Annotated in this window: 19 protein-coding genes and 1 pseudogene; 16 read left to right on the top strand and 4 right to left on the bottom strand. The window is 61.9% G+C overall.

The features are described 5' to 3' along the window. Positions 1 to 298 precede the first annotated feature (298 nt). From ABH945_RS18050 to ABH945_RS18040, 3 genes are all read left to right on the top strand, one after another. Positions 299 to 1,336, top strand: a complete 1,038-nt coding sequence (locus ABH945_RS18050) for a MerR family transcriptional regulator (RefSeq protein ID WP_429251398.1) — start codon at positions 299 to 301, stop codon at positions 1,334 to 1,336. 25 nt (positions 1,337 to 1,361) lie between these two features. Continuing rightward, positions 1,362 to 1,985, top strand: coding sequence for an RNA polymerase sigma factor (locus tag ABH945_RS18045; protein ID WP_083380082.1), 624 nt, complete (start codon positions 1,362 to 1,364; stop codon positions 1,983 to 1,985). A 113-nt stretch (positions 1,986 to 2,098) separates the two neighbouring features. Beyond that, positions 2,099 to 2,776 carry a dihydrofolate reductase family protein gene (locus tag ABH945_RS18040; protein WP_429251397.1) on the top strand — a complete coding sequence of 226 codons (678 nt, stop codon included), beginning with the start codon at positions 2,099 to 2,101 and terminating at the stop codon, positions 2,774 to 2,776. Between the two features lie 73 nt (positions 2,777 to 2,849). Here the strand turns inward: ABH945_RS18040 and ABH945_RS18035 are convergent, their stop codons facing one another. Beyond that, complete coding sequence (locus tag ABH945_RS18035) at positions 2,850 to 3,626, bottom strand: DUF4410 domain-containing protein (protein ID WP_429251396.1); 777 nt, start codon at positions 3,624 to 3,626, stop codon at positions 2,850 to 2,852. Between the two features lie 255 nt (positions 3,627 to 3,881). On the opposite strand from ABH945_RS18035, the gene ABH945_RS18030 reads away from it, so the two are divergent. Beyond that, on the top strand, positions 3,882 to 4,022 hold the full coding sequence (locus tag ABH945_RS18030; RefSeq protein WP_216350619.1) for a hypothetical protein: 141 nt from the start codon (positions 3,882 to 3,884) through the stop codon (positions 4,020 to 4,022). A 353-nt stretch (positions 4,023 to 4,375) separates the two neighbouring features. Here the strand turns inward: ABH945_RS18030 and ABH945_RS18025 are convergent, their stop codons facing one another. Continuing rightward, positions 4,376 to 4,819, bottom strand: coding sequence for a hypothetical protein (locus ABH945_RS18025; protein ID WP_429251395.1), 444 nt, complete (start codon positions 4,817 to 4,819; stop codon positions 4,376 to 4,378). A gap of 349 nt (positions 4,820 to 5,168) precedes the next feature. On the opposite strand from ABH945_RS18025, the gene ABH945_RS18020 reads away from it, so the two are divergent. From ABH945_RS18020 to ABH945_RS18005, 4 genes are all read left to right on the top strand, one after another. After that, complete coding sequence (locus ABH945_RS18020; protein WP_074770128.1) at positions 5,169 to 5,594, top strand: phasin family protein; 426 nt, start codon at positions 5,169 to 5,171, stop codon at positions 5,592 to 5,594. 56 nt (positions 5,595 to 5,650) lie between these two features. Then, the gene (locus ABH945_RS18015; RefSeq protein WP_429251394.1) at positions 5,651 to 6,076 is read left to right on the top strand and encodes a hypothetical protein; all 426 of its coding nucleotides are present in this window, start codon (positions 5,651 to 5,653) and stop codon (positions 6,074 to 6,076) included. A 116-nt stretch (positions 6,077 to 6,192) separates the two neighbouring features. After that, on the top strand, positions 6,193 to 6,642 hold the full coding sequence (locus tag ABH945_RS18010; protein ID WP_171910338.1) for a DUF2844 domain-containing protein: 450 nt from the start codon (positions 6,193 to 6,195) through the stop codon (positions 6,640 to 6,642). 11 nt (positions 6,643 to 6,653) lie between these two features. After that, a complete protein-coding gene (locus tag ABH945_RS18005) occupies positions 6,654 to 7,931 on the top strand; it encodes a DUF3443 domain-containing protein (RefSeq protein WP_429251393.1) in 1,278 nt (425 codons plus the stop codon). Positions 7,932 to 8,383: 452 nt separating this feature from the next. Here ABH945_RS18005 and ABH945_RS18000 read toward each other — a convergent pair. After that, a pseudogene (locus ABH945_RS18000) lies at positions 8,384 to 9,448 on the bottom strand (zinc-binding metallopeptidase family protein); the annotation flags it as partial. 428 nt (positions 9,449 to 9,876) lie between these two features. Here ABH945_RS18000 and ABH945_RS17995 point away from each other — a divergent pair. The 3 genes from ABH945_RS17995 to ABH945_RS17985 are packed head-to-tail and all read left to right on the top strand — an operon-like array spanning position 9,877 to position 16,957. Then, positions 9,877 to 13,362 carry a DUF2126 domain-containing protein gene (locus ABH945_RS17995; RefSeq protein ID WP_429251392.1) on the top strand — a complete coding sequence of 1,162 codons (3,486 nt, stop codon included), beginning with the start codon at positions 9,877 to 9,879 and terminating at the stop codon, positions 13,360 to 13,362. A 29-nt stretch (positions 13,363 to 13,391) separates the two neighbouring features. Further along, a complete protein-coding gene (locus ABH945_RS17990) occupies positions 13,392 to 16,070 on the top strand; it encodes a circularly permuted type 2 ATP-grasp protein (protein ID WP_429251391.1) in 2,679 nt (892 codons plus the stop codon). Continuing rightward, the gene (locus ABH945_RS17985; RefSeq protein ID WP_074771187.1) at positions 16,067 to 16,957 is read left to right on the top strand and encodes a transglutaminase family protein; all 891 of its coding nucleotides are present in this window, start codon (positions 16,067 to 16,069) and stop codon (positions 16,955 to 16,957) included. The genes ABH945_RS17990 and ABH945_RS17985 overlap by 4 nt, the downstream gene beginning before the upstream one ends. A gap of 77 nt (positions 16,958 to 17,034) precedes the next feature. Here the strand turns inward: ABH945_RS17985 and ABH945_RS17980 are convergent, their stop codons facing one another. Then, the gene (locus ABH945_RS17980) at positions 17,035 to 18,660 is read right to left on the bottom strand and encodes a DUF2957 domain-containing protein (RefSeq protein ID WP_429251390.1); all 1,626 of its coding nucleotides are present in this window, start codon (positions 18,658 to 18,660) and stop codon (positions 17,035 to 17,037) included. A 663-nt stretch (positions 18,661 to 19,323) separates the two neighbouring features. Between ABH945_RS17980 and ABH945_RS17975 the strand changes: the two genes are divergently transcribed. From ABH945_RS17975 to ABH945_RS17955, 5 genes are all read left to right on the top strand, one after another. Further along, positions 19,324 to 19,746: a MarR family winged helix-turn-helix transcriptional regulator gene (locus ABH945_RS17975; RefSeq protein ID WP_074770114.1), complete on the top strand. Its 423-nt coding sequence runs from the start codon at positions 19,324 to 19,326 to the stop codon at positions 19,744 to 19,746. Positions 19,747 to 19,827: 81 nt separating this feature from the next. Next, positions 19,828 to 20,250, top strand: coding sequence for a MarR family winged helix-turn-helix transcriptional regulator (locus tag ABH945_RS17970; protein WP_074770112.1), 423 nt, complete (start codon positions 19,828 to 19,830; stop codon positions 20,248 to 20,250). Positions 20,251 to 20,332: 82 nt separating this feature from the next. Further along, a complete protein-coding gene (locus ABH945_RS17965) occupies positions 20,333 to 21,442 on the top strand; it encodes an HlyD family secretion protein (RefSeq protein ID WP_171910312.1) in 1,110 nt (369 codons plus the stop codon). A gap of 7 nt (positions 21,443 to 21,449) precedes the next feature. Next, positions 21,450 to 23,021 (top strand): DHA2 family efflux MFS transporter permease subunit, encoded by a 1,572-nt coding sequence (locus tag ABH945_RS17960; RefSeq protein ID WP_429251389.1) that lies wholly within the window; start codon positions 21,450 to 21,452, stop codon positions 23,019 to 23,021. A gap of 10 nt (positions 23,022 to 23,031) precedes the next feature. Further along, positions 23,032 to 24,465: an efflux transporter outer membrane subunit gene (locus ABH945_RS17955; RefSeq protein ID WP_429251388.1), complete on the top strand. Its 1,434-nt coding sequence runs from the start codon at positions 23,032 to 23,034 to the stop codon at positions 24,463 to 24,465. Positions 24,466 to 24,562: the final 97 nt, after the last annotated feature.

Genomic DNA, 24,562 nt, shown 5'->3' with positions numbered 1-24,562 from the left:
ACGATTTTGTGATAGTGAGCGCAACGCGCTCGGCCGCCTGACCTTCATTTGCTCGCCACTCCTCGCGGCGGCGTTACGAAATCTAAAGCCCTCCAGGTAGCCCAATCTGGCCGCGCGGTCTCTCGCTCCGCGCGACCATCCCGGCTGGCTGCGCCTGCGCGTCTTAAGCAGAACAGCCTTCGAAACACCGGTGCATCAAAACCCCGTTTCAATATCGATATTGAATCGATAAAACGTTTCAAAAGACCGCTAATTCGCGTATTCTTGAATCGAAAAGCGAATTATGGGGCGTTTCATCATGACTTCAAATATCGAGCGTAATTCCGATAAGCACAGCTACCGAAGCGGCGAAGCAGCCCGTCTGGCAAAAATGCCAGTGACGACTCTGCGCATCTGGGAGCGTCGTTACGGAGTGGTCGGTCCGGCCAAGACCGCATCAGGTCAGCGTCTGTATTCGGAAGACGACGTCCGGCGACTCACGTTGATCAAATTGCTGGTCAACCGGGGTCACGCAATCGGCGCGATTGCGCGACTCGACCGCGAACAGTTGCAGATGCTCGCATCGCGTAATCCGGGTGACGGCGCTTCTGCGCACGCGGACCACGGCGTGCCGGGCGAAATCCGCATGGCCTTCGTCGGTAGTCAGCTTGCGCAGCATCTGCAAAGTGCGGGTGTCGACTTGCAGCAATACGGCGTGACCACGCTGACCACCTTCGACGATCTCGCCGACGCCACCGCCGCCAACGACAACGGCGAACGCCCGGCGGCGCTCGACGCGCTGCTGGTCAGCGTCGACTCGCTGCAGGAAGACGTGGCCACGCAGATCATCGCGCTCGGCGGCGTGGTTCGCGCGAAGGCGATCGCCGTGGTCTACGGCTTCGGCACCGGCCCGGCAGCGGAAATATTGCGCGCGGCGGGTGTGCGTCTGCATCGCGAGGCGGAAAGCCGCACCGAATTCCGCCAGATGCTGGCCGACCTGTGCGAGCGCGTCCATCTTCAGGAACGTAGTGGCGACGACGTCGTGTGGTCGCGCGTGGGCCGCCGTTACGAAGACAGCGAACTCGAATCCATGGCAACCCGCTCGTCGACGATTGCATGCGAATGTCCGCGCCACCTCGTGGAACTGGTGATGAAGCTGTCGGCGTTCGAACGCTATAGCGACACATGCACATCGCGCTCCGCTCAGGACGCCGCGCTGCATCGCTACCTCGGCGACGTCAGCAATCGGGCCTGCGCGATGGTCGAAGCCGCGCTCGAACGGGTCGCGCGCGAAGAAGGCTGGTTCGGGTTCGCCGAACCGCAGCCGCCGCAGTCCGCTCACGACGCTCACGAGTAGCACGCACCGTCGCACAGGAGGCGCCATGCAACATGATGCTTCGCAGGATGCGGCCGCGGGCGCGCTCGGGCTGCAGGAAAAGAACGCGTATCTCGCGGCGCTGCTCAGGCGCGTCGCGAAGCACGATGCGGGCGCGTTCGAGGCGTTGTACCGCGTGTCCGCGAAATCGCTGTTCGGGCTCGCGTTGCGGGTGACGCGCACCACCGAATCTGCGGAAGAAGTGGTGCAGGATGGCTTTATCAAAATCTGGCGCTTTGCCGGCACGTACGATTGCGCGATGTCGTCGCCGTCTACGTGGATGTCGGCCATCGTCAAGAATCAGGCGCTCGATTATTTGCGGCGCAACGCGTATTCCGGTTTCTATGTCGAAGATATCGACGAGCACCTCGCACCGGTCGATCCCGACGACGATTTTGCGCTGCAGTTTTCCGTGGACGCCGAACGGCTGTCGCTCTATCTCGGCCGTCTGACGCCGGTTCAGCGGCAGGCGATTGCGCTCGCGTATTTTCGGGGGCAATCGCAATCGGAAATCGCCTACGCGCTCGATGCGCCGATCGGCACCGTCAAAAGCTGGATCAGTCGTGGGCTCGAATCGTTGCGCGTGATGATCGACGCACGGCCCGCGCCGCATCATGGCGGGTCGTACTGAGTTAAACGCTGTGCTTCCGGGTAGCCGGTCGATCGCGGAACAGCCCTTGCTGCAAGGTCTTTTCATCGACTTGCGCGCAAACCCGCGCGTCGACCTTACACGGAGGCTCCCGCATGAAACCCTATATCGTCGCTCACATGATGTCCTCGCTCGACGGCCGCAGTCTGACTGACGGCTGGAACCTCGACTTCGCCAGCGATCTCTACGAAACCACCGCCGCCACCTTCGAAGCCGATGGCTGGATCTGCGGCCGCGTGACGATGCAGGAGATTTCGCACGGCACCGATTATCCCAGGGGCCTTGCAAAAAGCGCGATTCCGCGCACCGATCATTTCGTTGAACGCGACGCGTCGCAATACGCGATTTCGATCGATCCGCAGGGACGTGTCGCGTGGAAGAGCAACACGGCGCTGAAATCGCATGTGATCGAAGTGCTGACCGAGCAGGTTCCCGACGACTTCCTCGCGTACCTGCAATCGATCGGCGTGTCTTATGTGTTCGGCGGCAAGAGCGAGATCGATCTCGGCAAGGTGGTGCAAACGCTGGCCAGCGAACTCGGCGTGAAGAAGCTGATTGTCGAGGGCGGATCGCATGTGAGCGGTGCGTTCGTGAACGCCGGTCTCGTAGACGAAGTCAGCGTGCTGATCGTGCCGTTGGTGGATGGTCGAAGCGAGCATCCATCGTCGTTCGAGGTGGCGATGGAGAAGTGGCAGAAACCCGCTTATCTGAAGCTGACCTCGGTCGAGAAGCAGGAACACGATGCTGTGTGGCTGCGCTATACGAAGGCTTGAAATTGAGTGAAGCGCGCCTGGGCGAATGCTGCATCGCCCAACGCGCGCTTGTGTGTGATGCGATTCGCTGCGATCAGCCCTTCATATGTGAGGTAGAAAGCCATCCACCGTCGACGCCAATCTGCGCGATCTGTTTCGCGACGGCATCGCCGAGACGTTTTGCATCCGCCGACACCCCCGCGCGTTTCGTTTCCGATACGGCGTGCAAGCTGCCACCCACTGCCGCCGATGTCGCGACAACACCCGCTGCGGCGCCCACGCCCGCGGTCTCCACCATGCCGGGCGCCTTGCCGCTGTCGGCATCGGCGGTGAAGCTTTGTACCAGACGCGCTGCGCCGCCCGCCGGTTTGTACAGAATCTGCACGGAACTGCTGACCTGGCTCTTGCCCGCGCCGAGGCCGATCAACATGCGGCGACGGCGATTGCCAGAGTCGATCGTGTCGAAGCTGCCTTGCACCAGCAGCACGTTCTGATCGGCGGGAGCGGGGACGTCCGAGCGAATCGCGTGCAGGCCCATCGACTGCAACTGGTGCACGATTTCGTTCGCGACCTGTTCACGCACCTGGTCCGCATCGGCGACCTGTTTTTGCGCGGCAGAAGAACCTTCGAGTTGCGTTTTCAGTTTCTGCAACATGCCACCGTCAAGTTTCACCTGATCGGGGTTGGCGTCGAACGTGTAGACGTAAATGGTGTCGGGGCGCACGGGTGCTTGCACACTCGCCGAACTTGCCGTGCTCGCATTCGTGATCGCGCTGCCGGCGCAACCGGTGAGCAGCGCGCTGCAACAAACCATCGTCACGCCAACAAAACGTGCGGCATTTTTTCTGATGAAATTCACTGAATTAAACATGGTCATTCCTGGCTCGGCACGCAATGCCGGTAGTTCGAACGCACTCGCCGATGATCGGGCAACCGTAGGATCGTTGATCATCGGCGAAGCGATTCGCACGTGAAGCACTCTTGATCTCATGCGCGTTGTTTCTCGCGCACCGGCAGCGAAACGAAGTATGGGCGAGCCGCTTGCCGAACTCCATTCAACAATTATTTCGCGCGATGTCGCGACGAAAAACGAACGGACGTAAAGGCGAAAACAGAGGAGTTTGGATTGACCGCCTTCAGCCAGGCGCTGGATGCGGTCGTGAATAGAGAGGAAGTTGGCGAGCGGGTTCGACGATCAGTTCAATGCGAGCTTGACGATGCATCCAAGGACAAAAACAAGCAGCACGGCAGCGACGATCAGATTTAGCGGATAGCGCATTCTTCACCAGGCACTCACGTTGCAGTGCTCTTATCCTAGCCAGCTGAACGGAGATGAAAAGTCGCCAGTAATCGGTAGTGTGGGGCAGCTAACGCATTAACCCAATGTTCTTCGCGCGAGTCGGCGGGGCGCTTCAGATCAAACGGTTGTTGGATCGGAATTGCCGTTTCCTGTTTCGCAAAACGGAAAAGAAGGACTGAACAGCGAGAGGTTGCAGCAGAAAAAGGGCGCGCATCGGGTGGGGATTTTGATGCGGTCGAGCGTCGTCACAACGAGCGCTTGCAACTGAAGTGAGAGAGGCGCGCGAGAACCGCGCGCCTCTTTGGTACAGCGCTTTTTGCTTACTGAGGCTGAGCCGGCGGCGCGCCATGAGGCGGCTTGTTCGCCGCCGTCAGGTCTTCCGCGAGACTGGTGCGCAGTGTGGCAATCGCCTGTTCAGGATTGGCCGGCTTCAACTGCTCGCGAGCCAGCGAATCGTAGACGTAGTGACGCAGCATCGGGTCCTGCGTTTTGCTCAACACGTCGTGATATACCGCGATGATCTCGCCTTCATGTCCGCTCATTGCGTACAGGCGGCGCAGTTGTTCCAGATCGTTGATGACCGCAAAACCAGGGCCGCGCGGCCCCATCATCGGACCATGTTGTTCATGCGGGCCGTCGCCGTGTTCAGGACCGCCGTGCATTTGATGAGGAGCAGGAGGCGCGGACGCATCCTGCGCGAATGCGGCCGTCGCGGCCATGCTCAGAAAGGCGGCTACTGCCGCGCCGAAAATTGCTTTTTTCATGATGTCGCTCCCTTCGGGACAACGTCGGCGCCACAGTGCGCCAACACATGAGCAACGATAGACGACCTGCGGATTCGTAGGGTTACTGAAGCCGTTATGTAACTTACCAAGCCTTGCATGTGCCGCATCTTGCGCGGACCGGCCCGGCGCAATGACGCGGGCGAGCCAGGGAGAGTCCGCTGGCGCAATAATTCCGGATAGCGCATGATTGACCCGATGTGCCGTCCGACCCCAGAACCGGCAAGGCTTTGCGGGTCGCGCGGCACACGTCGCGGCCACGTGTACGTCACAGAAACATGTCACGACGATGTACGGGCAGCGAGTATTTAACCGTTAAGGAGGATTTCGCATGGACCGACCTGACGCCGCCAATCCGTTTGGCGATTTCACCAAAATGCTGGAGCAGTTCAAGCTCCCCGGCTTCGACGTACCCGCCATCATGGAAGCGCGACGCAAGGACATGGAAGCGCTGGTTCAGGCGAATCAGACGGCTTTTCAGGGCATGCAGTCGCTCGCGCAGAAGCAGGCCGACATGTTGCGCTCGACGCTCGGCGAATTGCAGTCGCTCACCGGGCAGTTGTCGGCCGGCGGCGCATCGCCTTCGACGAAAACGGCGGAGCTGATTCAGCAAAGTCTGCACAAGTCGCTCGCCGACATGCAGCAACTCGCGCAAGCGGCGTATCAGACGCAGGCGGAGTCGTATGCGGTGATCGCAAAACGCGTAGAAGAGAATGTGCAGGAGCTGAAATCGCTTTTGCAGCAGCAGAAAAAGTAGTGCGCCTGCCGTGCTCGAATCGGTGATTCGAGCACGGCGAGTGTCGTTACAAAAAGATGCCAGCCGCGAATGACCGCCAGGTCATTCGCGGCATTTTTTTGCGTGTAGAAAGAGACGCTCATGGGGCTGGCTTCTCTTCACACAAAACCCTTTTGAATGCGGCGTATTGTCAGAGGAAAACCGCGTTTTCAGCCTATCTTTTAAATATATATTTACAAATTGCAACATATGCGGGACGGATGGAATTATTTCTGATGTGCCCTCGCCATGCCGAACGGCTGTTTGGTTCAAACGCCGCGAAACGCATCAAAAACCGCTGCATCGCCAGCCCCGGCTGGTTACAACCCGTGCGACCGCACGTGTTCGAACGGTGCGACAACCTGCAAAGGTTTGAATCGTCCCGCAAACGATTGCCCGACGCGCTCACACCCACTAAAGTTTCGCGCCGCCACTCCGTAGACGCATTCACGCAGCTCGACTGACCCGACAGCAGTCACGGTATTCCCGGTCAGTCGAGCGCCCCTGAATTCACGCTCGCGATCCGTTTTTATCGCCAGGGCCGCGAGCGTTTCACGTCGAAGGAAATCTCTTGAAACCGATGCTCCTCACCTGCATTGCTCGCGCAATGCTCGGGGCGGGTTGCGCGCTGTCGTTTGCCGCGCACGCCACGCTTGGCCAGAACGTCAGCACCGTCGATAGCGACCAGACGCGCCTGCGCGCCGTCGCTCATTCGGCGATTACGCAAAGCGCGTATTCGGTGCATCTGATCACGATGCCGTCCGGCACCGAGGTGCGCGAATACGTCGCGTCGAACGGGATCGTGTTCGGCGTCGCGTGGGACGGCCCGACGCTGCCCGATCTGAAGTCGATGCTCGGCGCTTCGTTCGACACCTACGTCGCGGCTACCGCGACCCGGCGCGGCACGCCGCTCGCGGTGTCGAACAGCGACCTGGTGATTTTCTCCAGCGGACATCTGCGTGCGTTTTCCGGCCATGCGTATCTGCCGCAAGCCGTGCCCGCTGGCGTCGATGTCAGCGTCATTCAATAACGGAGCAGATCATGCGTCATAGCTCTTCGTTCATTACCCTGGTCGGCGCGGCACTGCTCGCGCTGGTGGTCAGCGCTTGCGGCGGCGGAGGCGGTGGTTCCAGCGGCGCCAGCACCACGGCTAATTCCAGCAACTCGACCGGTTCGTCGACGACGTCCAGCGTGACCAGCGCGGCGCCTTCGTCGCAGGTGCTCGCGGCCAATGCGGTGCGCGTGACGGTCGATTCCGGCGTCAGCAACGTGCCCAACATGCCGTTTGTCAGCGTGACGATTTGCGCGCCCGGCACGAGCACCTGTCAGACCATCGACCATATGCTGGTCGATACTGGTTCGTGGGGAGTGCGGGTGTTCGCCAATCAGTTGCCCGCATCGATGACCCTGCCGCAGCAGCAGGACGCGTCCGGCAATCTGGTGGCCGAGTGCATGCAGTTTTTCGACGGCTACACGTGGGGTTCGGTGAAGCTCGCCGACGTGCAGATTGCGGGCGAAACTGCCGCGTCGTTGCCGATTCAGGTGATCGACCCGAGCTACGCGTCGGTGCCTTCCGATTGCGCGAGCGTCGGCGCGTCGCGTAATACGCCGTCCACATTGCAGGCCAACGGGATTCTCGGCATCGGCGTGTTCAAGCACGACTGCGGCGCGAACTGCGTGCAGCAGGCACTCGCGGGTACGTACTACGGTTGCACCGGCACCGGCTGTACGTCGATTCCGCTCGCCGAGAAATATCAGGTCGCCAATCCGATCCCCTACTTTGCGACCGACAACAACGGCTCGTTGCTGAGCCTGCCGACGGTCTCGGGCGGCGCGCAATCGGTCAGTGGGCAACTCATATTCGGCATCGGCACGCAGAGCAACAACACGTTGGGCGGTGCGCAGGTGATCGGCGTCAGCGCGTCGAATGGCACGTTCACAACGGTGCAGAACGGCACGACGTATTCGCGCAGTATCCTAGACAGCGGTTCGACCGGGCTGTTCTTCCAGACCAGTCAGATGCCTGCGTGTGCCAGCCCGAACAGCGCGTATTACTGTCCGTTGTCGACGGTGCAGTTGGGCGCGACGATCGAAGGCGTGAACGGCGTGACGAGCGCGGTGAGCTTCTCGGTGGGCAATGCGACGTCGATCGCGCAGACTTATGCGGGCGACTCGGCGCTGCCTTTGCTGGCCGGTCCGGCTTTCGTGACGTCGTCGGTATTCGATTGGGGGCTGCCGTTCTTTTATGGCCGCACCGTCTACGCCGCCGTCGAGCAGCAGCCGACGCCCGGTGGAACGGGGCCATACGTGGCTTACTGATTGATGGTTGTCAAGCGTTCATACTGATGACGAAAGCCCGCTGCCGGTTGATCCGGCGGCGGGCTTTCTTGTTGGCATGGCGGCTTGATGGAGGCTTCGATAAAAGCCTCGGCAGAAGCTATGCCTTTGCGTCATTGACTCTGCGGCACAGGAGCTTCGCCGGTGGCGGGCGGTGTCGTTTGGGGTTGTGCGCCGGTTTGCTCCGATGCCGATGGCGCGACCGGTGCAGCTGGATCAACCGGAGGCTGAACAGGAGCGACCGGCGCTGAAGTGGTTGCGGGCGCGGGCGCCGGTGGTGGCGATGGCGGCACGACAGCCTGTGCGCCGGATTGAGCATCTGCTTGCCCTGCGTTCGGCGCCGCGACCGCAACCGGCGCAACCGCAGCCGCAGCGTCGAGCTGAACCTTCCCCTGCGCCACCTCACCCGCAGGCGTCGCCGCTTCCCTTGGCTGCGACTTGTCCCCCGCACCCGCAATCACGCGATGCACGAAACGCAGCTTTTCCACCACCGGAACCGCCAGCGTGAACGGATATCCGTCCGCCATGCCGAGACTGCGGTTCAGGCTGTTCAATGCATAAGTGAGCGGAAACCAGCGCTTCATCAGATTCTCGAAGCTCGCGTCTTCGACCGGCGTGCGGTCCGTCAACGTCGGCTCGCTCGGATCGTCCGGCAGCAGGGCGACGCCGTAAGAAGTAGACGTATCCAGCACGTCGACGATCAGCATGTAGTGCGCCCACGTCTCCGCCCAGTCTTCCCACGGATGCATCGTCGCATACGCGCTGATATACGACGCCTGCCAGTCGGCCGGCGCGCCGTCGCGGTAGTACGCGTTCAGCGCCTCGCCATAGTCGGCGCTTTCGTCGCCGAACAGCTTGCGGTACGGTTCGAGCCAGCGCGGATTGTTCTCCACTAGCTGGCTGAAATAGTAGTGCCCTGTCTCATGACGAAAATGGCCTAGCAGCGTGCGATACGGTTCGCCCATCGCGGTGCGCACCTTTTCGCGGTAAGCGTCGTCGGCCTCGGCGATGTTCAGCGTGATCAGCCCGTTGTCGTGACCGGTCATCACGTGCGCGCCGTCGCCGCCGTCTTCGAGAAACTCGAACGCGAGGCCGTGCTCCGGGTCCGCCTGACGCGATTTCACATCGAGACCGAGTTCCGCGAGCGTGTAAAGCAGGCGCCGCTTTGCCATTTCCAGCCGATACCAGTAGAGCCGGTTATCCGGCGCGCTCAGGTTCGGAATCGTGCGGGTCAACTGGCACGCACGGCACAATGTGTCGGGCGAATCGGCGGGGATCATCCAGTTGCAGACGTTCTCGACCGCGTAGTTGTGGCACTGGCGGAACAGCGCGCCCTCGGCGGCTGGATGCAGGCTGCGCCAGCGGCCTTCGCCGGCATCTTCGAAGGCGCTGATTTCCTCGCATTCAGGCACATAGCCGAGCAATGACTCACAGCGTTCGCAGCGGACGTTTTCGTAGAAAACGAGGTGCGAGCAATGATTGCAGTGGAAAGTTTTCATCGATCGGGCCCGGGGTGATGGGTGGCAGTCGTAAGTGGGATGAATAACGTGAACGAGCCGATGAGGCCGCAATCTTCATGCCGCGTTTGCCATCCGTCACTCGTTTAACGCACATTACGTGCATGATCGTGCACGGGCGCTGCGCCGCTTTGGTGCGTGGCGCGGCGGCGGTCTTGCAGAAGTCCCGAGGCGGGCTCGCGGCGGTCTTGCATCAGTGTCGCCGCAGTGGCGCAAAAGGCGGGGAAAAGCTGCGTTAATCGTCCGACCGGGCGCGCATGGCATGCGGCACACTTCGCAACAGGCGGTGATCCGGGCAGATAAGGCAAGCTAGAAGCGGTACGACAGTTCATCACAGTTCACGCGGTTTTCGATCAACGGCATGAAGCTTGCTTTTTGGCGGGCTGCCATCCTTCATCCAGGAGTCCGGTGTGTCCATACGCGTCGCGTTGCATCACGTCACACATTACCGCTACGACAGGCTGGTCGCGCTGTCGCCCCAGGTCGTGCGTCTCAGGCCTGCGCCGCATTGCCGTACTCCGATCCTCTCGTATTCGCTGCGAGTCGAACCGGCCGAACACTTTATCAACTGGCAACAGGACGCATTCGCCAACTATCAGGCGCGATTGGTCTTTCCCGAGAAGACGCGCGAGTTCAAGGTCACCGTCGACCTGATCGCCGAGATGGCGGTCTACAACCCGTTCGACTTCTTTCTGGAGCCGTCGGCCGAGCAGTTCCCGTTCGAGTATTCGGAAGGGCTCGCCGTCGAACTGGCGCCGTACCGCATCAAGCGTCCGATGACGCCGCGTTTCGCCGAGTTCGTCGCGAGTATCGACCTGACGCCGACCGTGACCGCCGACTTCCTCGTCGCGCTGAACCAGCGGCTGCAACGTGAAATCCGCTATCTGATCCGAATGGAGCCTGGCGTGCAGACGCCGGAGGAAACGCTGGTGAGCGCGGCGGGTTCGTGCCGCGACTCGGGCTGGCTGCTGGTCGAGACGTTGCGGCAACTGGGACTGGCCGCGCGTTTCGTGTCCGGTTACCTGCTGCAACTTGCGCCCGACGTCAAATCGATCGACGGCCCGAGCGGCACCGAAGTCGACTTCACCGACCTGCACGCGTGGTGCGAGGTGTATCTGCCGGGCGCGGGCTGGATCGGTTTCGATCCGACTTCGGGGCTGCTGGCGGGCGAAGGGCATATTCCGGTCGCGTGTACGCCGGAGCCGGGCAGCGCGGCGCCGATTTCGGGCGCGGTCGATGAGTCCGAGGTCGAATTCAGCCACGAGATGTCGATCGAGCGGGTGCTGGAAACGCCGCGCGTCACCAGGCCGTACACGGAAGAGGTGTGGGGCGACGTGCTGAAGATGGGCGCCGAGGTCGACCGGCAACTCGCCGACATGGACGTGCGCCTGACGATGGGTGGCGAGCCGACCTTCGTGTCGGTGCGCGACCGCGACGCCGCCGAATGGAACACCGACGCGCTCGGGCCGACCAAGCGCGGCTACGCGGTCGCGCTGATGGAAAAGCTGCGCGCGCGCTACGGCGCGAACGGCTTCCTGCATATCGGCCAGGGCAAGTGGTATCCGGGCGAGCAATTGCCGCGCTGGGCGATGTCGCTGTACTGGCGCGCGGACGGCGAGCCGTGCTGGCACGACCCGTCGCTGTTCGCCGACGAACGCGAGCCGGGCCGCTACACCGCCGCCGACGCGCAGCGTTTCCTCGCGCATCTGGCAGGCAAGCTGTCGCTCGAAACGGACACCATCCAGCCCGGCTACGAGGACACCTGGTACTACCTGTGGCGCGAGCGCCGTCTGCCGGTCAACGTCGATCCGTTCGACACCAAACTCGACGACGAACTGGAGCGCCTGCGCCTGCGTCGTGTGTTCGATGCGGGTTTGAGCGGCGTGACCGGCTATGTGCTGCCGCTCGGACGCGAGCGCGATATCCCGGGCGAAGCGCCGAAGTGGGTGAGCGGCCGCTGGTTTTTCCGCGACGAACGCATGTACCTGATTCCCGGCGATTCGCCGATGGGCTACCGCCTGCCGCTCGACTCGCTGCCGTGGGTGTCGAAGACCGATTATCCGTATCAGCACGCGCACGATCCGTTCGCGCCGCCGGTGCCGTTGCGCGCCGCCTCACAGTTGCGTCTGCAATACGACGGCACCGAAGCCGCCGGTCAGCGCCCCGCGCTCACTACGGAAAACGCGCGCCGGGCCGCCGCGTTGTCGTTGTCCGCGGGGGATCTGCTGAGCGGGATGCCCGGCAGCAGCGTGCTGGCTTATGCCCGTCAGCCGGCCGAACAGCCGCCGGCGCGCGGCGTGTCGTCGAAGGAAACGTTGCGCACGGCCATTTGCGTCGAGGCGCGCGATCCGAAGCGCGCGGCCGGTCCGAAGGCCGAGGAGAAGACCTTCGGCAGCGGCCGTACGCTGCTGCATGTGTTCATGCCGCCGCTGACCGAACTCGACGATTACCTCGACCTGCTCGCCGCGATCGAAGCCACAGCCGCCGATCTGAAGATGCAGGTCGTGCTCGAAGGCTATCCGCCGCCGCGCGATGCGCGTCTGAAAGTGCTGCAGGTGACGCCGGACCCGGGCGTGATCGAGGTGAACATTCATCCGGCCGCGAACTGGGACCAGCTGGTCGATCACACCGAGTATCTGTACCAGTCGGCGTCCGAAACCTATCTGAGCAGCGAAAAGTTCATGACCGACGGCCGCCACACCGGCACCGGCGGCGGCAACCACTTCGTGCTCGGCGGCGCGACGCCCGCGGACAGTCCGTTCCTGCGACGCCCCGATCTGCTCGCGAGTTTGATTGCTTACTGGCACAACCATCCGTCGCTGTCGTATCTGTTTTCGGGGCTGTTTATCGGGCCGACCAGCCAGGCGCCGCGCGTCGACGAAGCACGCAACGACCAGGTGTATGAACTCGAAGTCGCGTTCCGCGAATTGCAGCGCCAGATCGACCTGCTCGGCGGACGCGACAGCGCGAACCTGCCTTCGTGGATGATCGACCGCTCGCTGCGCAACATCCTGATCGACGTGACGGGCAACACGCACCGCGCCGAGTTCTGCATCGACAAGCTGTATTCGCCCGACGGCCCGACCGGCCGCCTCGGTCTGCTCGAATTGCGCGGTTTCGAAATGCCGCCGCACGCGCGCATGAGCCTCGTCCAGCAACTGCTGCTGCGCGCGCTGGTGGCGCGTTTCTGGCACACACCGTACACGCAGCGGCTCACGCGCTGGGGCACCGAGTTGCACGACCGCTTCCTGCTCGGCACCTTCGTCAAGATGGATTTCGACGATGTGATTGGCGAACTGAACCGCGCCGGTTTCGCGTTCGACAGTAGCTGGTTCGCGCCGCACTTCGAATTCCGCTTCCCGCTGGTCGGCGAGACCACGGTGAACGGCGTGTCGCTGACGATCCGCAATGCGCTCGAACCCTGGCATGTGATGGGCGAAGAGGGCTCGCCGGGCGGCACGGTGCGCTATGTGGATTCGTCGGTGGAGCGGCTCGAAGTACACGCGCTCGGGCTGAACGGGAACCGTCATGTGCTGACGGTGAACGGTGTGCCGGTGCCGTTGCAGCCGACCGGCCGCGTCAGCGAGTATGTGGCGGGCGTGCGCTTCAGGGCGTGGGCGCAGCCTTCGGCGCTGCATCCGACGATTGGGGTCGACGCGCCGCTCACCTTCGACCTGGTTGACAATTGGACTGGCCGCTCGGTGGGCGGTTGCCAGTATCATGTCGCTCATCCGGGCGGGCGCAACTACGAGACCTTCCCGGTGAACGCCTACGAGGCGGAAAGCCGGCGGCGCTCGCGTTTCTTTGCGTCGGGTCATACGCCGGGACCGCTCAGGGCCGATGCGCCGCATCGCAGTCTCGAGTTTCCGTTCACGCTCGATCTGCGCTACTGGTGAAATCCAACCACTCTTAAAACGACACCATCTTGGCTTTTCAATCGACTTTTCCCTTCGAAACGTCCGCGGCCCACGCGGACGCTTCGTCCCTGTTACGCCTGTTGCCGGGCTACGAGGGACATTGGGACGAGTTGCGCGACGCCACGGGCGCACTGCGCGAACCGTGGCGTCAGTTCTTCGAGCGGCTCGGCGAAGATGGCGTGGCGCGGCTGGAGGATCACGTCGCGTCGGTCGCGCAGCAGATCCGCGATAACGACATCAGCTACAACGTCTACGCGGATAACGGCGAGTCGCGTCCATGGGCGCTCGACCTGCTGCCGTTCCTGATCAGCGAGGACGAGTGGGCGCATATCGAGCAGGGCGTGATGCAGCGCGCGCATCTGCTCAATGCAATCGTCGCCGATATTTACGGGCCGCAGACCCTGCTCGAACGCGGGCAGTTGCCGCCCGCGCTGGTGTTCGGGCATCCCGGCTATCTGCGCCCGGTGAAAGGTTATACGCCGCCGGGCGGCCAGTATCTGCAGGTCGTCGCAGTCGATCTCGCGCGTACGCCCGGGGGCGACTGGACGGTGATGCAGCATCGCACCGAAGCGCCGTCCGGTCTCGGTTATGCGCTGGAAAACCGGCTCATCGTGTCGTCGCTGTTCGCCGATCCGTTCCGTTCGATGCGCGTGAGCCGTCTCGCGCCAACCTATTCGCAACTGATCGCGACGCTCGCGCAGGCGGCCCAGGCCACGATGCGGCACGACGACAGCACCGAGGGCAGCCGCGCCGATACGTCGCCGCATATCGCGTTGCTCACGCCGGGGCCGTATAGCGAAACGTATTTCGAGCACGTGTTTCTGGCGCGCTATCTGGGCGTCACGCTGGTCGAAGGCAAGGACCTGACCGTGCGCGACGACAAGCTGTATCTGAAGACGCTGGCGGGGTTGGAGCGCGTGCATGTGGTGCTGCGCCGTCTTGACGACGCGTTCTGCGATCCGGTCGAATTGCGCGCCGATTCGAGCATCGGCGTGCCCGGCTTATTGCAGGTGATGCGTGCGGGCAACGTGATCGTATCGAACGTGCCGGGGTCGGGTTTTGTCGAGTCGCCCGCGTTGCATGGGTTTTTGCCCGGCATCGCCGAAACGCTGCTTGGCGAAGACCTCGTGCTGCCGAGCGTCGCGACCTGGTGGTGCGGCGAAACGGCGGCGCGCGAGCACGCGTTCGCGCGGCTGGACGAGGCGTTCATCGTGCCGACATGGCCGGTCAGCGGGCGCGATGCACCGCCCGGCATCGAGCAGGGCCGGCAGAAGCTGGACGCATGGCGAGAGCGGATCGAAGCGCTGCCCGATACGTTCACCATCCAGCAGCCGCAGCGATTTTCGTGCACGCCGCGTTACGAAGAGGGCACTATTGGGCGCCGTCCGAGTGTGCTGCGCGTCTATGCAATCGCCGACGCCAACGGCGGCTGGCATGTGATGCCAGGCGGCTTCACGCGGATGGCCGCCGAGCGGCAGACCACGGTATCGATGCAGTACGGCGGCAGCAGCGTCGATACATGGGTGCTGTCGAGCCAGCCGACTTCGACCTTCACGCTGCTGCCTTCGCCGATGCAACCCGCCGACCTCGCGCGCAAGCATCGCACCGTGTCGAGCCGCGCGGCGGAAAATCTGTTCTGGGCCGGACGTTATGGCGAACGCGCGGAAAACAACGTGCGCCTGCTGCGGCTGATTCTCGGCTCGCTGGAAGGCAACGACGCCGACGCGATGTTCCCGACCCTGGTCGAACTTGCAATGCAGTGCGGGCTGGTGCAATCCGGCGACCTGTTTTCACCGCATTCGCCCCAACACTTCGAACGCGCGCTGATCGCGAATCTGAGCGAAAGCGCGGGGATGGCCAGCATCGGCCAGAACCTGAATTGTCAGGCACGCTCGAACGGCGAAGTGCGCGGGCGGCTGTCGAACGATCACTGGCGCACGATTCTCGCCGCGCGTAACGATTTTCGCGATGCGTTGCAGACGTTGATGCCGGTGGCTGCCGGGTTGAACGGCGGTGGTTTGTCGCAAGCGCAAGCGCAGTCGCAGTCGCAATCTCAATCGCAGAGCAATGGCCGCGGCGAGCGTCACGATCGCTACGACCGCGTTACGCTGGTGAATGCGCTCGAACACCTGTCCGTGCAGCTATCGGCGATCAGCGGCGCACAGGGCGACCGCATGACACGCGACGAAGCATGGCGTTTGCTGTTCGTCGGACGTCACATCGAGCGCGTTTCGTCGATGGCATCGTTTCTGCGCGTCATCGCCGACAAAGGTCAGCTCGCGACGCCCGCCGGTTTCGACCTGCTGCTGCAATTGTTCGACAGCACGCTGACGTATCGCTCGCTGTATCCGGGACGTTTCGAAGTGCCGGCGCTGCTTGACCTGCTGGTGATCGAGCCGACCAATCCGCGCGGCATCTACGGTGTGTACGACCGTTTGCGCAAGAAGCTCGATGAGATCGCCGTGGCGGCGGGCAGCACGCGGCATCGCCCGTTTGCGGAATTGATGCCGCCGGCTTCGTCGTTGCCGTCGCTCGAATCGCTGTGCAGCGTCGACGAAAACGGTTCGTACGAGCGTCTGACCGGCGTGTGCGATCTGATCGGCGGCTTCGTCGGGGCGGCCGCGCATGAAATCAGCGCGCGCTATTTCAGTCACGCGAGCACGGTGGCGTCACAGGTATGGTCATGAAAAACGCACCCGTCGTCCTGTCGGTTTCGCACCGCACTACTTATCGTTATTCCACGTATGTCGAGACCGCGCAGCATCTCGCGACGATCCGTCCGATTGCGTGTTCGTGGCAGCGCGTCGTCTCGCACGACGAGCGGATCGAGCCGGAGCCGTCGTATCTGAATAGCCGTATCGATGCCTTCGGCAACGACGTGCTGTACTTCGCGCTCGATACGCCGCACGAGCGCCTGCAACTCGTCAGCGAAACGACGGTGGCGCTCACGCCGCGCTGGACCGATCTCGATCCCGACGCGACGCCCGCCTGGGACGAAGTGGCCGACGCATTGCGGTTTCGTGTCGGCGGACAGTTTCGGGCGGAGGTCGAGTTCTGTTTCGCGTCGCCGAATATCGCGCTGCGTGCGTCGCTGCGCGACTATGCGTTGCCGAGTTTTCCGCCCGGCCAGCCGGTGGCGGCGGGCGCGATCGATCTGATGCATCGCATTCACGAAGACTTCGCGTATAAGCCGTCGGCCACGATGTTCGATACGCCGGCCGAGCGCGCTTTCGAATTGAAGAGCGGCGTGTGTCAGGATTTCGCGCAGGTGATGATCGGCTGTCTGCGTTCGCTAGGGTTGCCCGCGCGTTACGTGAGCGGTTATCTGCGTAACGACCCGCCGCCGGGGCAGCCACGCCTGATTGGTGCGGACGCGTCGCATGCGTGGGTGTCGGTGTATTGCCCCGGCAGCGGCTGGATCGATCTCGATCCGACCAACGACGTGCTCGCCGACCTCGATCATGTGACGCTCGCCATCGGCCGCGATTACAGCGACGTGTCGCTACTGCGCGGGATGATTCTCGGCGGCGGCGCGCATCGCGTGGAAGTAGGGGTGACGGTGCTCGCGCTTTGAGTTTGGTGTGAATGAAAAAAACGGCTCGCCGGTTTATCCCGGCGAGCCGTTTTCATTTCGCGTAGGCCGATGCGGACTTACTCGACAAACGCGCCGATCGCGAGGAACGGGTTGACGTGGTAGACGTTGCTCGGGTCGTTGGTCAGGTACGTTGGGTTGATGCCGTTCATCAGCAGCCCGTACACCGGACCGACCTTGACCATCACGCCGGTATCGCCCGCCTTGAAGATGGACGTGCTGCCGGACATCAGGTCTTTGTTCGCGGTCACGTTGATGAAGCCCGGTTGCGTCTGCGTGTAATCGAGCGCGAGATTGCTCGATACCGACGACGTGAACGGATTCAGCAACGCCGCCGTCGGATTCTGGAACAACGTGGCGCCGTAGTTCACGCCCGCATTGAACGACGCGCTGCCGTCGCTGCACGAACCCGTCGCCGCATAGACGTAGGTACCGTTGTCGTAAATGGTCGACGGATTCTGGCCGATCGTGGTCACCGCGCCGCACGCCGACGCACTATTCGCGCCGATATAGCCGCCCGTCAGCGTGGTCTGAGCGACCGTGGTCGCGGGCGCCAGCAGCGAGATGCCGAGTTGATCGTCGAGCGCGTTGTTGAAGATGCTGGCGATATCGGTACCGGCATCGGTGTGCGCGTAACCGACGCGGATCATCACCGGCACAAGCTGGTTGTTCACCTTGCCGACAATCATGATGCCGTGCGCAAGGCTCTGCGCGAACAGCACCTGCTCGGTGCCCACGCCGACTGCCGGGTAGCCGAGGGTCGGCGAAGTGGCTGGCGTATTGCTGATGAAAACATTGTCCGGCGTGCCGTCGGCATTGGTGCGCAAGGTCCACGGCGTGCCGGTCAGCGAGCACGAGTAGAGCGATGAACTCGACGTGCAGGTGCCGTCCGCGTTGAGCGTCTCGGTGGTCTGAATGGCGGTCGGCGCCCAGCCGGTCATGGTGATGCCGCCATCCGTGCTCTGCACGGTCGAGCCTTCGGGATTCACCCGGAAGCCGACTTCGTTATACGTACCGGCTACTTGCGAAAAATCGGTGACGGTCTCGCTGAAGCCGAGGAACGGATATGAGTCGAAGGTGCGCGACGGCACCAGGCCAATCGGGAAGCCGAGTGTGCTGATGCCATCGAACTGGATCGTCGCGCCTGGAATGCCGCCGCCGAGAATCCCCTGGCCGACGAACAGCATCGGCGGATCTTGCGGATTGATCGTGACGCTATAGCTGCCGTCGGCGGTCGCGCCGTTTTTCAGCACGATCGCGCAGCGGTTCTGTTCGGCGGTCGGTAATGCGAGCGCGCCGCTGGGGTTGTCGTAGTCGCCGGTGATCGTCAGGCCCGCGCGCGTGGTGTTCACCTGTCCCGCCGAGGTCGGCACGGCGGAATCGATGAAGGTCATCTGGTATTGCTTCTTCGTCGAATCGAATTTCACCTTCACATATTCGCCGCTGCCCGAGCCGCCGGTGTAGGTGGTCGAGTAGTCGAGCGTGTCGGGGCACAGCTTCGCGGCGACCGCCGGCGTGCTCGGCGGCTGGCCCTGGGCCGGACAGGTGCTGCCCGAACATTGCGGGACCGCGACAGCGGCCGGATCGTCGGGTTTGCCGCCGCCGCAGGCTGCCAGTAGCACAGACAGCGCGAGTGCGCTGAGCACAGTTGGAGCGGACGATTCACTCCGCAGTCTGAAAGTCATTGTATGTCTCCTCGATGCTGTCTTTCGCTATTAATGCGCATGGAATATCTGAACCATGCGAATACTTCTGGTTATTCGGCGAATGCTAATTGCCCACGTGGCGACGTGCGCGGATTGGCGGGCGAGTCGCGGGATAATCGGCTGAAAATGCGCGCGAAACGATTACCGTGAGTGCTGGCCGGATCAGCACGGTTTGCAGTTCTCAAATACGCGGAGCCATGACTGGCGGGCGTGATGGACCCTGCACACCAATAGCCACCGGCAATGCCGGTGATTACGGCTTTCTCAGGTAAACCAGTCGGGGATCAATGCGGTTGAAGCGGTATTAATACGGAAATCCGCATCGGCATATGCCACCTGGATTGCGGTCCTCGATGATGCGGCGTGGGATGACATTAACGTCTCCTTGATCTGTTTTTAATTTTTAATGTTGGCGGCTGAACATTAAGCCGCTACTGAGCAATTGTATATAGTGGCGTTAATCCAAACTCCGGGCGTGCGTTGTCGCTACGCGCGGTGCGGCTTGCGGCGAAATTTCAAACGGACGTATGTATGAAGAGCCGTTTTTGATGCGCGGGTAGGCCGTGGGTTCGCAGGTCAGCAGTCAGCGTCGAGATTCAAAAAAACTTGACTCTGTGCGTATGCACACATATGCTACTTTTCATGACACGTCCCATCTCTTACGACGAATGCAACTGTTTCGCGCTGCGCCAGGCGGCGCGGCACGTCACGCAAATCTACGAGCGCCATCTTGGCGTGGTCGGGCTGACGGCTGCGCAGTTCACGATTCTCGCCAAGCTCGCGCGCACGCCGAACCTCGCCATGGTGGATCTCGCCGACGCGATGGTGATGGAACGCACCACGCTGGTCCGCGCAATGAAGCCGTTGCAGCGCGATGGCCTGGTGTCGACTGAATCGGCGGAACATGACGGTCGTACGTTTCTGTTCAGTCTCACGGAGAAAGGCGAAGCGACCTTCGATCAGGCCGCGATTGCATGGCGCGCGGCGCAGGACGAGTTTGAGCAGAAGTTCGGACAGGGGCGCGCGAAAACACTGCGCGCAGAGTTGTTCAGCATCACAGGTTAGTCGGCACGTATATGCCCGTTTCGACGGGCATTATTTCGCGCTGTTATGTGCATACGCACTCATGAACCGGGAAGCACGGCAATGGAAGGTCTATTCGACGACGACTGCTTTGCGATACGTCAGGCCGCGCGTTACGTCTCGCAGCTTTACGACCGGCATCTGGCGAATGTTGGGCTGACCATCACGCAGTTTTCGTTGCTAGGCCGCCTGAAACGCACAGGTCCGATGACGATGAAGCAAATGGCCGAAGCGATGCGGATGCAACGCACCACGCTGGTCCGCACGATTCAGCCGCTGCGGCGCAATGGCCTGATCTCGGGCGAGACCCTCGGCGCCGACGGACGTACGCTTTCAATCGTGCTCACGGCGGCAGGCGAGGAGCGCCTGAAAGCGGGGCGCACGCACTGGTACGCCGCGCAAGCCGAGTTCGAGAACCGCTTCGGCGAGCAGCGGGCGGCGGCGTTGCGCGGGGAATTGTTCGCGATCACGCGGGATTCAGTTTGAAGCACGAATGAAGAGTTAAAGAAGGCCGGCGCATTGCGCCGTTTTTTTCAACGCACCGAGTGCATACGCACATATCGACATCATGTCCACTACACCTTCGACTATCGCGCCGCCCAACGCGGCTCAGACCGCCAGACAGGCAAGACGCATTCCGTGGATGCTGCTCTCGGTCATCACGGTCCTGATCGCGCTGGCGCTGGCCGTGTCTTACTGGTTTTTCGTCGGCCGCTTCGTCGAAACGACCGACGATGCGTACGTAGGGGGCGACGTCACCGTGATGGCGCCGAAGGTGAACGGTTTCGTCACGGACGTGCTGGTGCAGGACAACCAGTTCGTGCACGCGAACCAGGTGCTGATCCGGCTCGATGCACGCGATTACGATGCCCGCCTCGCACAAGCCAGTGCCGAAGTGCAGAGCGCGCAGGCGGCGGTCACCGAGTTGCAGGCGAAGAAATCGCTGCAGCTTGCGACGATCAACGAACAGGCCGCCGAGGTTCGCGCGTCGGGCGCGGAATTGACCCGCAGCGCCGCTGATCAGACGCGTTATCGCGAACTCGTGAAAGACGACGCGGTATCGAGCCAGGTGGTCGAGCGGGCCGACGCCGATCTGACCAAGGCGCACGCCGCCGTGGATCGCAGCAGCGCGGCATTGATCGCAGCGCAGCGGCAGATCGCGGTGCTCGATGCGCAGATCGGCGACGCCGAGGCGCGCATCGCCACCGCGCAGGCCGCTCAGCGCGTTGCAGCGCTGAATGTCGAGTACACCACGATCCGCTCCCCAATCGACGGTTATGTAGGCAATCGCACCGCGCGCGTGGGCCTGCTGGCGAATACGGGGGTTTCGCTGCTCACGGTGGTTCCGTCGAGCGGGTTGTGGATCGACGCGAACTTCAAGGAAGACCAGTTGAAGAAGATGCGTGTCGGTGATGGGGTTGATGTAGATCTCGATGCATCGAGCAAGCGGATTCATGGCGTGGTCGAGAGCCTGGCTCCCGCGACCGGTGCAACCTTCAGCGTGCTGCCCGCCGAAAACGCCACCGGCAACTTCACGAAGATCGTGCAGCGCGTGCCGGTGCGAGTGCGTCTCGATGTTCCGAAGGACATGCAAGGCGTGTTGCGGCCCGGCCTCTCGGCCACGGTGAAAGTCCACCTCGGTGCCGGCGATTCCAGCAATGCCCCCGCTCATGGATAACACGATCATGACTCAGGTTCTCGACAATCCCGCCGACCAGCCGACGCGCACGAAGGTACTGGCGTTCGCGCTGATGTGCGTCGGCTTTTTCATGGCGACGCTCGATATCCAGATCGTCGCGTCATCGCTCAGAGATATTGGCGGCGGTTTGTCCGCGAGTCAGGATGAACTCTCGTGGGTGCAGACGTCGTATCTGATCGCGGAAATCATCGTGATTCCGATGTCCGGGTGGCTCACCCGTGTGTTCTCGACGCGCTGGCTATTTACGTTTTCCGCACTCGGTTTCACGATTACCAGCATGTTGTGCGGCCTCGCGTGGGACATCAATTCGATGATCCTGTTTCGCGGTTTGCAAGGCGCGCTCGGCGCCGCGATGATTCCTACCGTGTTCACGACAGCGTTCGTTCTTTTCCCCGGCAAACAGCGTCTGATTGCGTCGACCACGATCGGCGCACTGGCGTCGCTCGCGCCGACTATCGGCCCGGTGATCGGTGGATGGATTACGTCGCAATGGTCGTGGCATTGGCTTTTCTATCTGAACCTTGTGCCGGGTATTGCCGTCACGGTACTGGTGCCGAAGTATGTCCACATCGACAGGGTCGATCTTTCACTGCTGAAAAGAGGCGACTATCTCGGCATTCTGCTGATGTCAGGCTTTCTCGGTTGCCTGGAATATGTGCTCGAAGAAGGGCCGCGCAAGAACTGGTTCGGCGACGACGTGATCGTCTTCTGTGCGTGGGTGTCGGCGATATGCGGCTTTCTTTTTCTCGTGCATGCGTTCACCGCTAAAGAGCCGATTGTCGATTTGCGCGCACTCGCGGTCCGCAATTTTGGCATTGGCAGTTTGCTGTCGTTCATTACTGGCATTGGAATTTTCTGCACGGTGTTTCTGACGCCCGTGTTTTTAGCGCGGGTACGTGGCTTCGATTCGTTGCAGATTGGCCTCGCGTTGTTATCGGTCGGCTGTTTTCAGTTGCTGGCGTTGGGCGCTTATTCGATGCTGGCGCGCTTTGTCGATATGCGCCTGCTGATGGTGTTCGGACTCGCGCTGTTCGGCATCGGCTGCTACCTGTATGTACCGTTGACCAGTGACTGGGGCTGGCAACAGTTGCTGATCCCGCAAGCATTGCGCGGTATCGGCCAGCAATTCTGTATTCCGCCAATTGTGACGATGGCGCTCGGCGCATTGCCGCCGTCGAGGCTGCGCTCCGCGAGCGGTCTCTTCAATCTGATGCGTAATCTGGGCGGCGCGATTGGCATTGCAGTGAGTAGCACGATGCTCAACGATCGCCTGAACTTTCACTATGAACGTCTCGATGAACATCTGAACGCGGGACGCCCAGTAGTCGAATCCATCTTGCAGAAGCAGGCCGACTATCTCGCATCGGTTGGCGGAAACGTGTTGAATGCGGCCAACGCGGGACTCGGCGAATTGCATTCGGTACTGATGCGCGAAGCACTCGTGCTCACTTTCTCCGACGCTTTTCTCGCCGTAGCACTTTGTTTCGTGGTGGGTTTGTTGAGCGTGCTGTTCTCTCGCCCATTCGGCAATACCGCGCCGCCGCCGGAAGCTCACTGAGGAAATCGATATGAAGCCCATTCTGATGAAAGTACTGGCGAGCGCTGCATTGTTGACGCTCGCTGCGTGCGCGGTGCAACCGGCAACGCACGCGGATTTGCCGCAAACCGTGAAGACCATCGCGCCGGCCGCGTGGAGTGTCGATGCGCCTCAGGACAGTGTGAATGCCAATACATGGTGGGAGCAATTCGGCGACCCCGTGATGCATCAACTGGTCGAGTCGGTATTGACGGGTAATCTCGATGTGCAAGCGGCAGTGGAGCGCGTGAAGCAGGCACAGGATCTGGTCACGCAGAATCGCTCGGCATTGCTGCCCGAATTGAATGCGAACGCCACCGCGTCGAACACGCGGCAGAACACGCCGCCACCGCTCGGCTATGTGCGTCAGGCGGGTATTGGACTGACGGCGAGCTGGACGCCTGATGTGTTCGGCGGCGAACGTCTCGCGGTTCTCGCGGCTCAGGCGCAAGTGTCGGGACGTCAGGCCGGGTTGAATCAGGTGAGGCTTGCTCTCGCGGCCAACACCGCAGCAGCTTATATCGATCTGCGCTGGGCGCAATCGCAATTGCAGATTCTCAGCGACAACGAGCAGATTCGCGCTCGCGCGCTGAAGCTCACGCAGGAGCGGCTGCACTACGGACTGTCGACGCAACTCGACGTCGCGCGTGCGCAGAATCAACTCGAAGATTTGCAATCGCAGATTCCGCGGATTCAATCTGCCGTGCAACATCAATTGAGTTTGATTGCGGTGTATTCGGGGCGTACGCCCGAGAGCATCGACAGTTTGCTGCTCGCCAATGCCCGCGATATTCCCGTGCCCGCGCAGAGCGCGCCGCAGGTGCTGCCGTCCGACGCGCTGTTGCAGCGCCCCGATGTGCGCACCGCATATGCGACGGTCGAACAGCGTGCGGCGGAAGTGGGGGTTTCGAAAGCGCAGCGCTATCCGCAGTTCAAGATCAATCTCGCGGACGGCCTGCTTGCTTCGTCGTATCTCGGCATGCCGACGCTGACCGACAATCTCTTTAGCGCCGCATTGAATGCAGCGAGTCCGATTTTCAACGCCGGTCGAATTACCGCGAATATCGACGCAAGCGAGAGCCGCATGCGCGAATCGCAACTCGGTTTGCAACAGACGATGTTGCAGGCGCTAAAGGAAATCGAGGACAACCGTAGCGATCTGGTGAGTGGTGGAGTTCAGGTGCAACGGCTGGGTGGCGCATTGGATGCATCGAATCATGCGCTGAAGTTGTCGACGGAACTATACAAGAATGGTGCATCCAGTTTCCTCGATGTTCTCGCTGCGCAGGAGGCGTTTTTGCGTGACTCGGAGTCGCTAAACCAGGCGAAGCGCGAACACGCACTCGCGGCGGTTGCTTTGTATCGGTCGCTCGGAGGCGGGTGGGATGCGGCGGAAACGGTGGCCACGGCATCGACAGGTCAGTGAGGGAATAGCGCGCGTAGCGCAGGAACGATGATGGAAGTCGACTCCAGTTCCGCCGTGGTAATGTGGATCAACATCACTGCCTGCTCTGGAGACGTAC

Source organism: Paraburkholderia sp. GAS333 (assembly GCF_050435665.1).
GTDB classification, from domain to species: Bacteria; Pseudomonadota; Gammaproteobacteria; order Burkholderiales; family Burkholderiaceae; genus Paraburkholderia; species Paraburkholderia fungorum_A.
The sequence above is the reverse complement of the archived record's forward strand: the minus strand, read 5'-3'. Positions and strand labels throughout refer to the sequence as shown.

What these genes read in the sequence shown, in the direction of transcription:
- ABH945_RS17965 (WP_171910312.1), top strand. Translation starts at nt 20,333, where the DNA reads ATGTCCACTACACCTTCGACTATCGCGCCGCCCAACGCGGCTCAGACC.
- ABH945_RS17955 (WP_429251388.1), top strand. Translation starts at nt 23,032, where the DNA reads ATGAAGCCCATTCTGATGAAAGTACTGGCGAGCGCTGCATTGTTGACG.
- ABH945_RS18040 (WP_429251397.1), top strand. Translation starts at nt 2,099, where the DNA reads ATGAAACCCTATATCGTCGCTCACATGATGTCCTCGCTCGACGGCCGC.
- ABH945_RS18005 (WP_429251393.1), top strand. Translation starts at nt 6,654, where the DNA reads ATGCGTCATAGCTCTTCGTTCATTACCCTGGTCGGCGCGGCACTGCTC.
- ABH945_RS17970 (WP_074770112.1), top strand. Translation starts at nt 19,828, where the DNA reads ATGGAAGGTCTATTCGACGACGACTGCTTTGCGATACGTCAGGCCGCG.
- ABH945_RS17980 (WP_429251390.1), bottom strand. Translation starts at nt 18,660, where the DNA reads ATGACTTTCAGACTGCGGAGTGAATCGTCCGCTCCAACTGTGCTCAGC.
- ABH945_RS18010 (WP_171910338.1), top strand. Translation starts at nt 6,193, where the DNA reads ATGCTCCTCACCTGCATTGCTCGCGCAATGCTCGGGGCGGGTTGCGCG.
- ABH945_RS17975 (WP_074770114.1), top strand. Translation starts at nt 19,324, where the DNA reads ATGACACGTCCCATCTCTTACGACGAATGCAACTGTTTCGCGCTGCGC.
- ABH945_RS18045 (WP_083380082.1), top strand. Translation starts at nt 1,362, where the DNA reads ATGCAACATGATGCTTCGCAGGATGCGGCCGCGGGCGCGCTCGGGCTG.
- ABH945_RS18035 (WP_429251396.1), bottom strand. Translation starts at nt 3,626, where the DNA reads ATGTTTAATTCAGTGAATTTCATCAGAAAAAATGCCGCACGTTTTGTT.
- ABH945_RS17985 (WP_074771187.1), top strand. Translation starts at nt 16,067, where the DNA reads ATGAAAAACGCACCCGTCGTCCTGTCGGTTTCGCACCGCACTACTTAT.
- ABH945_RS17960 (WP_429251389.1), top strand. Translation starts at nt 21,450, where the DNA reads ATGACTCAGGTTCTCGACAATCCCGCCGACCAGCCGACGCGCACGAAG.
- ABH945_RS18050 (WP_429251398.1), top strand. Translation starts at nt 299, where the DNA reads ATGACTTCAAATATCGAGCGTAATTCCGATAAGCACAGCTACCGAAGC.
- ABH945_RS18020 (WP_074770128.1), top strand. Translation starts at nt 5,169, where the DNA reads ATGGACCGACCTGACGCCGCCAATCCGTTTGGCGATTTCACCAAAATG.
- ABH945_RS18025 (WP_429251395.1), bottom strand. Translation starts at nt 4,819, where the DNA reads ATGAAAAAAGCAATTTTCGGCGCGGCAGTAGCCGCCTTTCTGAGCATG.
- ABH945_RS18015 (WP_429251394.1), top strand. Translation starts at nt 5,651, where the DNA reads ATGCCAGCCGCGAATGACCGCCAGGTCATTCGCGGCATTTTTTTGCGT.